The 16,156-nt window shown below is 48.4% G+C and carries 15 protein-coding genes; 3 read left to right on the top strand and 12 right to left on the bottom strand.

The window, feature by feature from the left end; translation table 11 throughout:
• Positions 1–16 precede the first annotated feature (16 nt).
• Positions 17–1,324, bottom strand: coding sequence for a c-type cytochrome (locus OI18_RS07710; protein ID WP_240312736.1), 1,308 nt, complete (start codon positions 1,322–1,324; stop codon positions 17–19).
• An 18-nt stretch (positions 1,325–1,342) separates the two neighbouring features.
• Positions 1,343–1,528, bottom strand: coding sequence for a plastocyanin/azurin family copper-binding protein (locus tag OI18_RS24385; RefSeq protein ID WP_262493996.1), 186 nt, complete (start codon positions 1,526–1,528; stop codon positions 1,343–1,345).
• Positions 1,529–1,635: 107 nt separating this feature from the next.
• Between OI18_RS24385 and OI18_RS07705 the strand changes: the two genes are divergently transcribed.
• Positions 1,636–2,310: a sigma-70 family RNA polymerase sigma factor gene (locus OI18_RS07705; RefSeq protein WP_052272980.1), complete on the top strand. Its 675-nt coding sequence runs from the start codon at positions 1,636–1,638 to the stop codon at positions 2,308–2,310.
• Positions 2,311–2,362: 52 nt separating this feature from the next.
• Complete coding sequence (locus OI18_RS07700; protein WP_039138656.1) at positions 2,363–2,809, top strand: hypothetical protein; 447 nt, start codon at positions 2,363–2,365, stop codon at positions 2,807–2,809.
• A 135-nt stretch (positions 2,810–2,944) separates the two neighbouring features.
• On the opposite strand, the gene OI18_RS07695 is transcribed toward OI18_RS07700, so the two are convergent.
• On the bottom strand, positions 2,945–3,568 hold the full coding sequence (locus OI18_RS07695; protein WP_039138654.1) for a DNA-3-methyladenine glycosylase family protein: 624 nt from the start codon (positions 3,566–3,568) through the stop codon (positions 2,945–2,947).
• 29 nt (positions 3,569–3,597) lie between these two features.
• On the opposite strand from OI18_RS07695, the gene mnmC2 reads away from it, so the two are divergent.
• Positions 3,598–4,275, top strand: coding sequence for a tRNA (5-methylaminomethyl-2-thiouridine)(34)-methyltransferase MnmC2 (gene mnmC2 / locus OI18_RS07690; RefSeq protein ID WP_039138653.1), 678 nt, complete (start codon positions 3,598–3,600; stop codon positions 4,273–4,275).
• Positions 4,276–4,464: 189 nt separating this feature from the next.
• On the opposite strand, the gene OI18_RS07685 is transcribed toward mnmC2, so the two are convergent.
• The 9 genes from OI18_RS07685 to rlmD all read right to left on the bottom strand — a co-directional run bounded on the left by OI18_RS07685 (position 4,465) and on the right by rlmD (position 16,105).
• On the bottom strand, positions 4,465–7,164 hold the full coding sequence (locus OI18_RS07685; protein ID WP_039138651.1) for an alpha-L-rhamnosidase: 2,700 nt from the start codon (positions 7,162–7,164) through the stop codon (positions 4,465–4,467).
• A gap of 63 nt (positions 7,165–7,227) precedes the next feature.
• Positions 7,228–7,989: an SDR family NAD(P)-dependent oxidoreductase gene (locus OI18_RS07680; protein WP_039138649.1), complete on the bottom strand. Its 762-nt coding sequence runs from the start codon at positions 7,987–7,989 to the stop codon at positions 7,228–7,230.
• 32 nt (positions 7,990–8,021) lie between these two features.
• On the bottom strand, positions 8,022–9,737 hold the full coding sequence (locus tag OI18_RS07675; RefSeq protein ID WP_039138647.1) for an IlvD/Edd family dehydratase: 1,716 nt from the start codon (positions 9,735–9,737) through the stop codon (positions 8,022–8,024).
• Positions 9,738–9,768: 31 nt separating this feature from the next.
• Entirely contained in the window at positions 9,769–10,467 is a 699-nt protein-coding gene (locus tag OI18_RS07670) for an SGNH/GDSL hydrolase family protein (RefSeq protein ID WP_039138781.1), read from the bottom strand.
• 13 nt (positions 10,468–10,480) lie between these two features.
• Positions 10,481–11,980, bottom strand: coding sequence for a cysteine--tRNA ligase (gene cysS / locus OI18_RS07665; RefSeq protein WP_039138645.1), 1,500 nt, complete (start codon positions 11,978–11,980; stop codon positions 10,481–10,483).
• Between the two features lie 32 nt (positions 11,981–12,012).
• A complete protein-coding gene (locus tag OI18_RS07660) occupies positions 12,013–13,155 on the bottom strand; it encodes an endonuclease/exonuclease/phosphatase family protein (protein ID WP_039138643.1) in 1,143 nt (380 codons plus the stop codon).
• An 8-nt stretch (positions 13,156–13,163) separates the two neighbouring features.
• On the bottom strand, positions 13,164–14,090 hold the full coding sequence (locus OI18_RS07655; RefSeq protein WP_039138779.1) for a rhomboid family intramembrane serine protease: 927 nt from the start codon (positions 14,088–14,090) through the stop codon (positions 13,164–13,166).
• Between the two features lie 12 nt (positions 14,091–14,102).
• On the bottom strand, positions 14,103–14,699 hold the full coding sequence (locus OI18_RS07650; protein WP_039138640.1) for a rhomboid family intramembrane serine protease: 597 nt from the start codon (positions 14,697–14,699) through the stop codon (positions 14,103–14,105).
• Positions 14,696–16,105, bottom strand: a complete 1,410-nt coding sequence (gene rlmD / locus OI18_RS07645) for a 23S rRNA (uracil(1939)-C(5))-methyltransferase RlmD (protein WP_039138637.1) — start codon at positions 16,103–16,105, stop codon at positions 14,696–14,698. Before rlmD ends, OI18_RS07650 begins: the two co-directional genes overlap by 4 nt.
• Positions 16,106–16,156 lie beyond the last annotated feature (51 nt).

The following is a 16,156-nucleotide window of genomic DNA, read 5'->3' as shown; positions in this document are numbered from 1 at the left end:
GAAAATGGACAAGGAATTATAAAGATTTCAGGTATTCTGCGAGATCACGTTTTTCCGAATCACTAAGTTTAAGCCTGAACTGTTTGTTATAATGATTAATAAGTTGATTAAAGTCAGCAAACCGGCCATCATGGTAAAGTCCGCCTTTGGTTCTCGTAAAGAGTCCTCCCAGTGGTGGAGTCCTGTACTTTCCTGTCGGTGACCGCATGGCTTCGAAATCGTCAATGCCCAATTCTTCTGCCGAATGAAGGATTGTGCTTTCATTCTTAAGCAAATGGTCTGCGTGGCAGGTTGCACATTTCGCTTTCCCGGTGAATAGTCCCTTACCTCTTCCGGCTGCAACTGAATTATAGTCCCGGGATGATGGCTTTGGAACTTCGAGTGAGTGCTGGTACAACCTTAATGCAGGCAACTTTGCTGTGATAAGATCGGGATCGTTTCTCACATTCCAGAAGCTGTTCTCCACTGCGATCGGGTATTTCACCGGGTCGTTCAGGCGGGGATCAAAAAATGTTCCTTTGCCATGCATTTCCAGGTTGGCAACAAAAGCGTTCCAGTAAGTGATGTCACCCCAGCCGGTATAGGTGGTTAGCGCCACGTCCCGGAGTCCAAATGCCGCGGGGATGAGGTTAGCCGCAACCTTGCCATCGTCGCGGAGTGCTTTACCATCCATAAACAGGATAGCAGAGAATTTTCCGGGACCCCAGAGACCAAGAACCGTTCTAAGTGTGCCCTCGTCGACGTGCAACAAATCAGCTATTGGTTGCGCATTGTCTGTCAGTGAAATGATCGCTCCCACATTCAGGTCGCGGTTTGGCCATCCGTCGAGCCGTTTCCCAATTCCCTCCCCGAAGGAATTATCAACTGTGGAATGGCAGGAGGCACAGGTGATCCCGATATTCTTCAGAGAACCGTCTTCATTGAAATTCCCTTTGACGCCTACTACTGCATTTAACTTAAGCAATGCCAGGGTGGACGCAGGATTGTCAAGGCTGATCTCCCCGGATTGTATTTTGGCAACAACATCCGGAGGCAGTGCTTCCGCATCAACCTTCAGTCCCACTTTCAGGGCGGTGTTCGGACTTACACCATCGCCAAAGCCACCATTATCCCTTCCGGCAATAGCTTTGTCGATGTGAAGCAACCCCGACCAGAATTCCTCGTCGCCAAAGGTGTCGAAGCGGAAGATGTTCTTTCCTTCATTCACCAGTTTGGGAGGTGCATGGTGGTCCAGGATCTTGTCGATGTCTGTACGGGTACAAACGGTCATTGTCACCACTGCGAGCATTGATAAAATAACAAGCAGTTGTTTCCTGTAGGTCATGATGGATTCGTTTTAATGTTACCTAATAACAATTTTTCCTTTCATTACCGGGTGAAAGCTGCAATCCGGGGCAAGCACGGACGACGACCACTTCCCACCCGAAGCATCTATTACATTGTGGTTCACCAGGTCATGGTTGACAAAAACGACTTTATCACCTTTCTTCACTTCCAGTTCGGCAGGAATAAACTTCATGTCCCGGATGTCAACCCTATATGATTTTCCCGCGCAACCGAAAAGGACATAAATCTATTGATTAGATAAAGTCGACATGAAAAGGTTACAAAAACAAGTAATTTTGTGTTGTAACAATGAGAGAAGTTCCACCTGCATTAACCCTCCTTTCAGACCAGGAGATTATTGAAAGAATACTCCATGGTGAAAATGAATTATACTCTGTCATTGTGAAACGGTATAACCGCAGGCTTTACCGCGTTGGTATGTCTATTATCAATGATGATGTTGAAATTGAAGATGCGATGCAGGTAGCATATATGAATGCGTACTTTAGTCTTTCAAAATTCTCTTTTAAGTCCGGTTTCGCAACCTGGCTGACCAGGATCATGATCAACGAATGCCTGCTTCGCTTAAGGTTGAGAGGTAGAACAATCATCCTGGATGATTCTGCAATGGAACAGGAATTACAGGAACGCCTGCCCGGCCTCAACAGAACACCGCTTAACAACCTGGATAACACTGAATTGAAGGCACTGCTGGAAAGATCGATCAGGCAGCTACCCGAAATATACCGGACAGTGTTCATTATGCGTGAAATTGAGGACATGCATATTGCCGAGATCCAGGACTGCCTGGACATCAGCGAAGTGAATGTAAAAGTCAGGCTTAACCGCGCAAAGAATATGTTGAAGGAGTTATTGTCTGCTGTGTATGATAAGGAGGAATTGCTTCAGTTCCACCTGGACCGTTGCAACCGTATTACCTTACAGGTATCGTCACAGGTTGCGGCTGACAGACAGGTAAGCTGACCAACATTGCAACGAAATACTCGTAAAACTTGTCTATTGTCAAAACTGCTTTATGAATAAGCTCCCGGCCTTCGTGGTTATCGCTTTGGTCATAACCGGCGTTACATGCAAAAAACAGATGGACTGTGGTTGCGTTCCGCCTCCAGGCCCCGATGGCTTAACGGGTACGTGGGAATTGCGGGAGGTTTCCAGCAGCATGCCAACCACTACCCTTCCTGCAGGCAACGGGAATACAATTAAATTCAGTGGCAATCAATTCGAAATTCATGCGAACGGCCAGCTTGAGTCAAGTGGTACTTTTGTGATAGAAGGTGACGATACCTTTGAGGAATCGGTTTGCCTGGTTTTCCCTGACAACCAGTTCCGGCAGCGGATCATCTTTAACAATAATCGTGATGCCAAGAAGACGTTTTTAAATCTTGACAAAACAAATCTTATGCTGGCGTCCGGTTGTTTTGCAGTTGATGCCGGGGTGCTCAAAAAATATGAGCGACAATAAATAAAGTGAGTACTACATGGTGGAAGACATTACAAGACCTTGTCCAGACCTTCACCAGACCTTTACGAGACATTTACGAGACTACATTCCGTCTACGTCGGCACTACGATAGCATCACGATATCACCACGATTGCTCAACGTTCCGATTCTTTTTTCCCATCCTTAAATTCCCAGAGGTGAAGACATGCAAAAGTGCGAAAAGGGGCCCATTTTGCGGAAATCCGGAGCATTTTGTCGCGGAATGATTTCTTGTCCGAGTTGTCCAGTTTATAAAGTTTGATCATTGCTGTCTGGATCCCCAGATCGTCTATGGCAAACACATCTTCCCTGCCAAGTGCAAACATGAGCAGCATTTCGGTTGTCCATCTTCCGACTCCTTTTATCTGGGTCAGGTGAGTGATCACTTCCTCGTTGCTCATTTTCTGCAACTGGGTCCACTCCATTCCATGATCAATGGCAAATTGCGCTACATTCTGTACATACCTGACCTTGGCATTGGACAAACCGATGCCACGTAAAGTATCATAAGGCGTATTCACGATTTGTTCCGGCGTCGGCTTTCCATCTTTATATAGTTCGAGGAACCGCTTCCAGATAACTGCCGCCACTTTTGTGCTTAGCTGTTGGCTCATAATTGACCCGCAAAGCTGTAGGTACACCTGCTTTTCTTTTTTGAGTTTGAATGGATCTTTTGAAGGACCATTAGCGAGGATTTTGGCCAACTTTTTATCTTTCGACAGGTGTTCGATATAAGACATACCCCGAAAGTATGCAATAACTTTGTGGCATGGAAAGAATCGTACAGGCAACAGCCGATGGCTCACATACCATTTCCATTCCCGGGATGCAGGTGACCTATCACAGTCGTCATGGCGCCATCCAGGAATCATTACATGTCTTCATAAACGCTGGCTTCAGGGAGCTAAACAGGAAGGATGACAAGCCCGTTGCCATCCTTGAAATGGGATTTGGCACGGGGTTGAATGCGCTGCTGACATTGATCGAACAAACGGAATCAAGACCGGAGATCGCCATCAGGTATGAAAGCGTGGAAGCATTCCCGTTGGAACCATCGGTGGCAGTAAACCTTAACTACTGCGAACAGTTGCATCATCCTGACATGAAGGACTATTTCGATCTCATGCACAATTCCGAATGGAACCAGCCGGTTGCAATTACTCCACAGTTTACGCTAACGAAACACCTGCTTAAATTGGACAGGTTCTGGTCAGAATTTCCCTTCGACTGTATTTATTTTGATGCCTTTGCACCGAATGCACAGCCGGAGTTATGGACTGCTGAAGTGTTCACACAACTTTACCGAATGACCGAACCCGGTGGAATACTCGTTACCTATTGCAGCAAGGGTGATGTGCGCCGCGCATTGACCGCAGCAGGCTACCAGGTAGAAAAAATTCCTGGTCCCCCGGGTAAACGGGAAATGGTCCGTGCACGAAAAGCATGATGAGTTGCCCTTTGTGAATTGACAAATTATTTATTCCCCATTTTGCCTTCTGGCAAGGAATTTGAAAAACAGGAGAAGCGATTACAAAGAATATTTGAAATAAGCAGGTAAGGGAGCAACTTTTGCAGCGCCACGTATTAAGTTTTTTGAAGACATAGATCTGGCTACTTCGACCGCTCCCTTACTTCACTATTTTTTTACTATGAAATTGTATTTGCCGGAACCGGTTTCGATTACAACATATCCTTTTTCCCCACCGTTGATTTTAATTCCCGCGATTGCAGACAATGCTTTACCGGATTCAGTAACCGACTCCGCATTAGCAGCAGGAATGTAGATTTTGGCAGTTGTATTAGCAGGGATCTCAACAGTCATCTGCAACTCGTCATTTTCTTTTTTCCATCCACCTGATACTGTACCGTAATATGTTTTAAGGCTGGCAGACGCATGGGTGAAACCCTCACCAATATGCGGTTTTACCCTGATATGCCGGTAGCCCGGTCCATCTTCCTCGGTATCGAGCCCGACCATTGACCTATACATCCAGTCACCAATTGCTCCATAGGCATAATGGTTAAATGAGTTCATACCCGGTGTCTGGAAAGTACTGTCCGGCCTGATGCCGTCCCACCTTTCCCAGATAGTGGTAGCGCCCATTTTTACCGGGTATAACCACGATGGATATGAATCCTGCAGCAACAACCGGTAAGCAATATCCGAATATCCATATCGGGTCAGTACATGACAGAGATAAGGGGTTCCCAGGAAGCCTGTTGTCAGGTGATAGTCATACGACTCAATGTTGTCTGCGAGCCTTTTAGCTGCCTGCTCACGAAGTTGTTCAGGGAACATGTCAAATTGCAGGGCAAGCACGTAGGCGGTCTGTGTGCTTGAAACCAAACGGCCCGAAGGTGTCAGGTATTCATTGACGAAAGCTGTCCTGATGCGTTTCAACAGGTCTGAATAAGAAGCCGCATCTTCTGTCTTACCCAGGACTTTGGCGGCGTTTACAAGCAGTTCAGTGGAATGCGCATAGAAGCACTGTGCGATGAGGTATTTATCGGTAACCGCAGCACGTCCGTCGTTATCATCACCCGGACGATAAAACAACCAGTCCCCAAAATGAAAGCCGGTGTTCCACAAATCGTTTTTTGCGATCTTCCGCATGCTTTCGACAAATTCCTTCATACTGTTGTACTGGGTCTCCAGCAATCTTTTATCACCATACGCGAGGTACATATTCCAGGGTGCAATGGTTGCCACGTCGGCCCAGCCGGCGCTGTTCACTTCATTTTTTCCCAGCACGTTGGGAACCACAAACGGCACTTTCCCTTCAACCTGGTCGGCCTCAACATCCCGCAGCCATTTTGCAAAAAAGCTGTTCACGTTCATATTGAAGGAAGCGGTCCGCGAAAACGCCTGTGCGTCACCGGTCCAGCCCAGCCGTTCGTCGCGCTGCGGGCAATCAGTCGGAACATCCAGGAAATTGCCACGTTGCCCCCATTGGATATTATGCTGCAGCTGGTTAATCAACGGGTTTGAAGACGTAAACGTGCCGGTAGGTTCCATATCGGAGTACAACGCAACGGCTTCAAAATTTTCCGGCAGCAGTTCACCCTTTATGCCTTCAATCCGTGCATATCGGAATCCCTGCCACGTGAAGTGAGGCTCAAAAACTTCCTGTTGTCCACCTCTGAGTACAAAGATGTTCCTGCATTTCGCGGAACGCAGGTTGTCAATATAGAAGTTCCCCTGTTTGTCGAGCACTTCGGCATGCGTTATAAAAATGCTGTCGCCTGCTTTTCCGTTGAACCTCATTACTACCCAGCCTACCAGGTTCTGGCCGAAGTCGATCACTTTCTCCCCTGCCGGTGTTGTAAAGATCTTTACTGGTTTGAAGGTCTCCTGTTTTCTTACCGGTTCATTGATGGTAGAGATGAGCGTATTTTTCGGGAACCCGGCTACCTGCGCACTGCTCCATTCCGAATCGTTATAACCAGGATTCAACCACCCGGCTTTCTCCTTCCTGTGATCGATGGTTTCTCCATGGTAGATCTCAGCGTATTGGATCTCCCCTGTAGAAGTTTTCCAGGATCCGTCAGAAATGACCAGTTCTTTGGTGCCGTCGGAATACTCAATCTCAAGCTGGAAAAGGAGGGCAATATCTTTTCCATATACATTGTACTGGCCGGAGAAGCCGATATTTCCCCTGTACCATCCGCTTCCAAGCTGTACACCGATCGTGTTCCTTCCCGATGCCAACTGGTTGGTAAGGTCATACACCTGGTATTGAAGGCGATTATGGTAAGATGTCCAGCCAGGGGTCAGGTATGCGTCGCCGATTCTTTTACCATTGATGAATGCTTCATACATTCCGTGAGAGGTAACATATGCGATCGCAGACCTGAGCTTTCTTTTTGTTTCGAACTCTTTCCGGAAAAGGGGTGACGGTCGGTTCTCATCCTCGGTAAAACCCGGAGTGATCCAACTGGCTTTCCAGTCCGCTTCATTCAGCAATCCCATTGTAAAAAATGCAGGCTTACTCCATGCTGATGGCTTTCCGGAGTTGTCCCAGGCCCTGACCTGCCAGGTATATTTCTTCCCTGATTCCAACGGCTTGCCATTATAAACGACATGAACCGACTGGTTGCTGTTCACTTTGCCTGTTGACCACGCAGTGGCTGAGCCCTCCTTCAGGTTTATCTCATAAGCAGTTTGAACTGTATTACGCTTGTCGCTCTGTAACCGCCAGCTGAAGCGCGGCTGAGCAGAAACCACGCCCAGGGGATTTTCACGATTTTCTACCCAGACTGCTGTAACAGCAGATTGTGCGAATCCGACAGTGGTTGACATGAGTAATACCAGGGGAAGCAGGAAAACTTTTCTCATAACAACAATTTTATATAATTAGCTGCTAACGACTATACTGCTCCGTACTGCCCCGTCAACCCGTTATTCGTATGGTGAAGGACTGATGCTGGTCCACCCGCCATCAACAACGAGACTCTGGCCGGTGACATGCCTTGCCTCGTCAGAAACCAGGAACAATGCCGCGTTGGCAATATCCTCTACTTCGGCAGGATGACCGATTGGCGTGAGACGCGACCATGTTGCACGATATTCCGGGTCGTCCTGTGTACGACTGGTCAAAGTTGCGCCGGGCGCAATGGTATTGACGCGGATATTAAATGGCGAAAGTTCGATCACAAGGTTTTTTGCGAGCATTTCCAATGCGGCTTTGCTCATGCCATAAGCTGCGAGGTTCTTGTGTGCCTGGTGTGCAGTGACAGAAGAAGTGAATAGGATCGATCCCCCCGACCCCTGCTTTTTCATTTGCCTGGACGCAGCCTGTGCCAGGAAAAAACTTCCGCCGAGATTCACCTGCATGACCCTGAAAAAATCATCGGGTGGATATTCCATAAAGTCGCCAAACAGGGTGATGCCCGCGTTGGCAATTGCGATATCAAGTTTACCGAACCGGTTAACTGCCGTGTCAACCATTTCACGGACGAAGCCAAGGTCAGCGGCATCACCGGCAAGCGGAATACAATTGTTGCTTCCATTGCTGATCACCGCCACTGCCTCTTCGGCCAGTGCGGCATCGATATCATTCAGTATAACTTTTGCGCCTTTATCTACGAGCTGCCTGCACATTTCCCGGCCAATTCCGTCTCCTGCTCCTGTTACAATAACGACCTTGTTGTCAAACCTCATCCAAAATGATTTTTTGCTTCAGTGTGAATTGCTCAGTGTGAATCCCTGGTGACGCCGCTTCCTGAACCGCCTTTCAGAAAATCAAGGTCAGCACCCAGGTGTGCCTGCTCCACATGCTGGCGGTACAGGTTAACATATCCACGATTTCCAATTCCCGTTTCGGTTACCCTTACCTGTTTCCTGCTTTCAATTTCATCATCGCTCAGGTGGAGGTGCAATCTGCGCCCAGGAACATCGAGGGAAATGATGTCGCCGTCCTGCACAATCCCCAGAGTTCCCCCGGCTGCAGATTCCGGCGAAACATGCAACACAACGGTCCCGAACCCGGTACCGCTCATCCTGCCGTCCGAAATGCGCACCATGTCGGTGATTCCTTTTGAAAGGACTTTTGCCGGCAATCCCATATTTCCCACTTCAGGCATTCCGGGATAACCTTTCGGGCCTACTTCTTTTAATACAAGAATGCAGGTTTCATCCACGTCAAGGGCAGGATCATCGATCCTGCTCCTGTAGTCTTCAATATTTTCAAACACCACTGCTCTGCCTGTATGTTGCATCAGGTGTGGACTCGCCGCCGACGGCTTAATCACTGCACCATCTGCACAAAGATTCCCTTTCAGTACGGCAATGCCTGCAACAGGGTTAAATGGTGAAGGCAGACCCGAGATCACCTGCGGATTATAGCCTTTGCTGTTACTATAGTTTTCTTCAATCGTCTTCCCATTGGCAGTTATACTGCTCCGGTTAAGTTTCTCCATCAATTCCCTGATCACAACCGGCAGTCCGCCTGCATAGTAGAAGTCCTCCATGAAATATTCGCCCGAAGGCTGCAGGTTGGCAATCAGTGGAATGCCTGTGGAATAAGTATCTATGTCTTTGAGGGAAAGTTCGACGCCGATCCTGCCGGCTATGGCAAGCAGGTGAAGGACAAAATTGGTGGATCCGCCGATCGCAGCATTTACCATGATGGCATTTTCAAAGGCCTCACGGGTAAGGATATGTGACAACCGCCGGTCTTCCTTTACCATGTTAACGATCTCCCTTCCCGACAGCTGGGCAAGTACTTTTCTTGCAGCATCGGCAGCCGGGATGGCAGCGTTATGGGGAAGGCTTAATCCGAGCGCTTCCACCATGCAGGCCATGGTTGAAGCGGTTCCCATTACTGCGCAATGTCCATCGCTTCTGCACATTCCGGCTTCTGCGAGCGTCATCTCTTCATCGGTCATTTTGCCTGCGCGGAGGGCGTCACTGAATCGCCAGACATCACTCGTGCTAATGCTTGCACCCTGGTGTTTGCCGGTGAGCATGGCCCCGCCACTGACCACTATGGTGGGAATGTCAACGCTGCATGCGCCCATTACAAGGGAGGGAGTGGTTTTGTCGCAGCCGCATAACAGCACCACGCCGTCTATCGGGTTGGCACGGATCGATTCTTCCACATCCATGCTGACCAGGTTCCGGTAGAGCATGGCCGTTGGCTTGATGAGTGTTTCGCCCAAAGACATCACGGGAAACTCAACTGGAAATCCGCCGGCTTCAAGCACGCCGCGTTTTACTGATTCCGCCAGTTCACGAAAATGCGAATTGCAGGGTGTCAGTTCCGACCAGGTGTTGCAAATGCCGATGATGGGTTTGCCAGCGAGCTCATAGTCGGGAATACCCTGTTTCTTCATCCAGGCGCGATAGATGAATCCATCTTTTCCTGAACGACCAAACCACTGACTGCTGCGATATTTTCTGTCTTCCAATTTTTGTAGGTTGTATCGGCAGAGAAGTTAATTATTTTTTCCTGAGGGCTGTGGCAATTCCTTTTTCAACCAGGGGCTCCATCATGCGGTAGCCTTCAAGGGTCGGGTGAATTCCATCGCCTGCGAGGTTAGCAGGCAGGCCTTTTCTTTCATCGGCCATGGCTGAAAAATAGTCCACGTAAACAATGTTATGCGCTTTCGCATAATCGCGGATCTTTTGATTCAGTTGAACTACTTTATCGGCGGGCGCCAGGCCCGGACGCCAGGGAAAATCATATGCGGGAAGCACGGAGCACAGTACCACTTTTATTTTGTTGGCGCGTGCAAGTTCGACCATGGAAAAAATATTGCCGGCGATCTGGTCAATGGTTGCCGGGCCGGTATTCTGTGCAATATCGTTGATGCCGGCGAGAATTACCACCACAACGGGCTTCAGGTCAATCACATCGGTACGGAAACGCAGTAACATCTGGGGTGTGGTCTGGCCACTGATGCCACGGTTCACATACGGCTTACCTTTAAAAAAATCCGGGTCCGCACCGCTCCAGCCTTCTGTAATGGAATTACCCATGAATACAACCCGGTCTTTTGCTACGGCCTGCCCCCTTAATTCTGTATTTGCCTTGCCGTACTTGTCAAAATTCGCCCACTCGGAATAAGTTGTCATCTTCTGTTGTGCCGCTAATGTGCCTGACAGCCCTAACAGGGTTGCCAAAACGAAAATTTTCATATGGTTCTGCGTTTTATGCGAAACTGATGCTGACACCGCCATCCTTCTCATCTTTGAGAAGAATGCCGAGGTCGAGCAGCTGGTTGCGGATCTTGTCGCTGGTTGCAAAATCCTTTCTTCCCTTTGCTTCTTTGCGGATGTCAATTAGCAATTGCAAAACACCGTCAAGCTTTCCGTTGTCAATGCCTGAAGCCGTTCTTTCGTCAAGCAACCCGAAAACATCCTCAAGATATGTCTTAAATGCCTGCTGCATTTTTTGGATAGTCGCACCACTAAGCGCATCGGCAGCAATATGCTTATCGCGGATGCCATTGATCACCGGTACAAGTTCAAACATCCCCGCCAGTACTTTAGCCGTATTCATATCATCGTTCATGAACTCATCGAGTTCATCAACGAGATTGCTGCAACGGGCATCAAGTTCCGCATCGCCTGCACTGGCGTTCGACTGGCTGAAAGTCTTGAGCACGTCATAGGCTTCCCACATCCTTTTCATTCCTTTCTGGGCAGCCTGCAGTGCATCGTTGCTGAAATCAAGTGTGCTGCGATAATGTGTCTGCAGGATGAAGAAACGAACCGCCATCGGGTGGTAGGCCTGTTCGAGCAAGGGATGATTCCCTGTGAACAGTTCGGATAATTTGATCACGTTGTTATAACTCTTCCCCATCTTTTTGCCATTGATGGTGATCATGTTATTGTGCATCCAGTATCGGGCAGGCACATGGTTGTTGCAGATGGTGCTCTGGGCGATCTCGCTTTCGTGGTGCGGGAACTGCAGGTCCATACCACCACCGTGGATGTCGAACTCCTTCCCAAGATATTTGGTTGCCATTGCTGAGCATTCGATGTGCCAGCCGGGGAAACCCTCACCCCAGGGACTGTTCCAGCGCATGATATGTTCAGGGGGAGCTGCTTTCCACAAAGCGAAATCCTGTTTGTTCTTTTTTTCATCCTGGCCTTCGAGCTCACGGGTAGTTTCGAGCAGGTCATCCATAACCCGGCCGCTGAGTTTACCATATGGATATTTCTCGGCGTACTTCTTCACATCAAAATAAACCGAGCCATTCTTTTCATAAGCATAACCTTCGCTGATGATCTTTCTGATCATTTCGATCTGTTCAACAATGTGGCCGGTTGCCGTTGGTTCGATGCTCGGATCCAGGTTATTGAATTGCTTCATCGCCCAATGGAACAAGTTGGTATATTTCTGCACCAGTTCCATGGGTTCCAGCATTTCGATGTGCGCTTTTTTGGAGATCTTATCTTCCGCAGCCCTTCCTTCCTCTTCGAAATGTCCCGCATCGGTTATATTCCTTACGTAACGGACTTTTAATCCCATGTGGGTAAGATAGCGGTACAACACATCGAAAGTGATGAATGGACGGGCATGGCCGAGATGACTTTCACCACTGACAGTTGGTCCGCACACATACATTCCGACATACCCGGGTACCATGGGTTCAAACTCTTCTTTCTGCCTTGTATAGGAATTATAAACTTTCAATTTTGTCATATGGCTACAAAAATAACAGGAAAAATATCGCATTATTCCGGCTTTTCAAGTACCACATCTGCGATTACCGGAAAATGATCCGATAAACGGGGATGTGGGTTCATACATTGCAACACTCGGAATCGCTTATCAACCATGATATAATCAATCCGTAAAGTGGGTGACAGGTAGCTAAAGGTGCGGCCAACGCCGAAGCCTTTGTTGGTGAAAACATCAGTAAGGTCGCCTTTGATGGTATGGTAGGCGTAGGAATTGGGAACATCGTTGAAGTCCCCGCACATCACTACAGGATATGGACTTTCATCCATCTGCTTCCGGAGGGTGGCCGCCTGCTGCATGCGCTGTTCGTAGGCGTTCCGGAACTTCCGGAAAATGTCTTTCGATTTTTCGAAAGTGCTATCATCGACCTGCCGGATCTCTTCGATCCGGCGGAACTCTGCATTGGTGAACAAAAGGGATTGCAGGTGCGTGGTGAAGACCCTTAAAGTCTTGCCATTTACATTTATATCAGTATAAATAAAACTTTCATTGGCCTTCATTGATTTGGGGCCGCCAAACTTTCTTCGCTGTGTGTGCCTGATGGGGTATTTGGAAAAGATGGCAATTCCATGTTCGTACACCGTATCGGGGCGCCGGTGATCCATGGCATAGAGAAAATATTTGTACCCGAGGGTATCGCGGAAATAAGGGATGTTGGCATCGAGAAGTTTCAGGTTGTTCGATTCGAGGAACTCCTGCATGCAGATGATGTCGGGATTTTGTTTGCGGATATACTCCAGTATTTTCTTTCTCTTCGATTTCCCCGAGCGTGGTTTTGCACTCATTTCGTCGAAGCGGGCAACATTCCACTGCATGATCCGGATACTGCCGATATCCTTGGCGACGGTCCTGGACACAAAGGGATGGAAAGCGAAGAATGAATTGATAGGCTTCCACCCAATCACCAGTGCGCCGACAGGCAGGAGGAACCATCGTGAGCGGAAAGCCAGCCAGAAAAGTGTAATCGCAAGCATGGCCGAAAACAGGAAAGCGAACCCAACTCCGAGCAATGCAACATACCAGTATTTCGCCGGTTCAATATACCACGACCCGCAGGCAAGCAGGAATAATGCCGTTACCACAATGGTAAGGATTATGAAGAACCTTTTTGTCAGGCTGCGGAAAATCGAAGGCATGCGTGAATTTACAACTCATCTTCGTTTGCTGCCCGGCGTAAAATGTCTTTTTCTTCATCCGTTAACAAGTGATATCCTTCCTGGTTGATCTTATCCAGAATCTGGTCGATCCGTTGCTGGGTAACATGAGGAAACTTCTTGAACGGTGCCTGTCCGCTGACCTTATAGAAGAAACTGTCTTTGCTCTTCTTCCTGGTGGAAGGCTTATCGGGATTGAAGAGATTATCGATCCAGTCAAAAAAAGCATTGAACCATGCACTCATGTCCCGTCCCTTACGCATCTGGTAAATGAACATGAAGCCCATTGCTGCGCCGGCGATATGGCTCAGGTAAACAGCTGCGTTACCCACGGAAATGGTGGCAAAGTCGATGATCACGAACAGGGCGGTCAGGATCCAGAGCGGTATGCCGCCATTGATCATGGGAAAAATGCGATAATCGGGGGCCACTGAAGTGGTGGCAATCGCAACTGCCATAACCGACGCATTGGCGCCAACCAGGGTTGCAGTGGCCAGCGTGGGCTGCAGCGACGGAACCAGGTTATGTGCCGTTACATAAAACAGGGCCCCCGCGAATCCGCCGAGCAGGTAAATCGGAACCAGTTTACGGTTGCCCGTGAGGTCCTGCAGGATATAGCCAAACAGCCAAAGCCACAACAGGTTGCCGATGACATGCATTACGCTGTCGTGCGTAAACATGAATGTTATAATGGTCCAGGGGCGGAATGCCAGTTTTTCGACATCAGCGGGAAGGATGAACCAGTTGAATACATTGTGATAGAAAGATGCTTCCTGCAGGTCACTCAACCTGTAGATTACATATATAAATTTCAGCAGTACGAATAACACCGCATTCACCACAACAAGGTTCACCAGTGCATTACCGTCTGACCCCAGGTAAATCCTGTTTCTGCTCTTTTCTTCTTGCACGTTCATAGCCATCAGATATCAATAAAACGTATTACGGTTGGTTTTGTTCCATAAAAGCACCAGTATAAAGCCGGCGACAGCGCCACCCAGGTGGGCAAAATGCGCAATGTTATCACCGGGCACCCGGGCGAATCCACCGAACAAATCAAGGGCCATGAGACCGGGAATCGCATATTTTGCCTTGATCGGGATCGGGATAAACATCAGGTAAAGCGGTGTATTGGGAAACAGGTATGCGAATGCTGCCAGTACTCCCATTATTGCGCCAGAGGCACCCACAGCATAACTGAAATTACTGTCGAAGACCAGTTGGGCAATACCTGCCACGATTCCGCAGATCATGTAAAAATTGAAAAACCGTTTCGCTCCCCACAACTGTTCCAGCATAGCACCGAACATGTACAGGGCGAACATGTTGAAAAGCAGGTGAAACCATCCACCGTGCATGAACATATGCGTTACCACCTGCCAGATCTTAAAATACGGAGAGCGGAAAGGGAAAAGGGCGAAATAAGCCTCAAGCGGAGTGGAGCTACTATGGAAAAACAATTGCGCAAGAAAAACCACCACATTGGCGATAAGAAGGTTTTTAACTACCGCTGGTAATGATCTCATTTATACTTCAATTTTAACTGTACAACATTTTCAATGTGGTGGGTATGCGGAAACATATCCACCGGTCGCACCCTTGTTACGGTGTATTTTTCATCAAGCAGGTTCAGGTCGCGCGCCTGCGTTGCCGGGTTGCAACTTACATAAACAACTATGGGCGCTTCCATATCCAGGATCTTCCTTACCAGTTTTTCATGCATCCCTGCCCTTGGCGGATCGGTAATGATCACATCGGGGCGCCCATGTTCGGCAAAGAACGCATCATCACAAACCTCTGCCACATCACCGGTAAAAAAGCGGGCATGTTCTATATCGTTAAGGGCTGCATTTTCTTTGGCATCCTCAATTGCCTCTGCCACTACTTCCACCCCGATCACCCGGGCTGCAGAACGGCTGACAAAGATTCCGATACTCCCGGTTCCGCAATAAAGGTCATAAACAGTTTCCTTCCCGGTTAGTTCGGCAAATTCCCGCGTAACCTGGTATAACCTTTCTCCCTGACGGGTATTGGTCTGGAAAAATGACTTGGGGCCGATCTTGAACCTGAAATCCTCCATCTGCTCGATCGCGTACCCTTTGCCGTAATATACAACAGGTTGCTGATCATGCAGGCTGTCATTCCATTTTGTATTGATGGTATACAATAATGTTGTAATGGCCGGTATTTTTTGAAGAAGATGGTCCAGCAATGCCTTGCGGGCGGACTTGTCCTCCCGACCGAAACAGATGTTTACCATCACCTCACCGGTAGTGAGTACCCGCACAATAACTGTGCGCAGGAATCCATGGTGTTCACGGATATCGTAATAGGAAAGTCCATGCTCAGCTGCATAATCCCTGATCGTATTCCTGACCAGGTTGGCGGGCTCATGCATAAGGTGACAGGTATGGATGTCGATAACCTTGTCGAAAATACGGGGGACATGGAAGCCGATCGCGTTCTCGATGGGAATTTCACCGCCCGCATCAACTTCCTCCTGTAATAAATACCGGCGATTGCTACAGGTAAACTCCAGTTTATTACGGTAAAAGCGGGTTTCGGTACATCCGAGGATCGGTTCTATCGGCGGCAAACTGACCTTACCTATGCGCCTGAGATTCTGTTCCACCTCGTGTTGCTTGTATTGTAACTGCTTTTCATACGGCAGCATCTGCCATTTACAGCCACCGCAGATCCCGAAATGCTCACAGAAAGGATTCACCCTGTCGTTCGAAAACTGGTGGATCCGGATCGCTTTTCCTTCTGCCCAGTCTTTTTTACTCTTTGTGACCCGCACATCCACCACATCTCCGGGTACGGCCCCTTCTATAAATACCACCTTCCCGTCTACCCTGCTCAGCGCCTTCCCTTCTGCCGCATAATCGTCAACCCTGAGCTTTTCCAACGTTAAATTCTTCTTTTTCCGCATTCGGCAAAAGTAAACACAATATTATTGTTGCCAATTCGTGAAATTAGCAAC

This window comes from Flavihumibacter solisilvae (assembly GCF_000814475.1).
Lineage (GTDB): Bacteria > Bacteroidota > Bacteroidia > Chitinophagales > Chitinophagaceae > Flavihumibacter > Flavihumibacter solisilvae.
The sequence above is the reverse complement of the archived record's forward strand: the minus strand, read 5'-3'. Positions and strand labels throughout refer to the sequence as shown.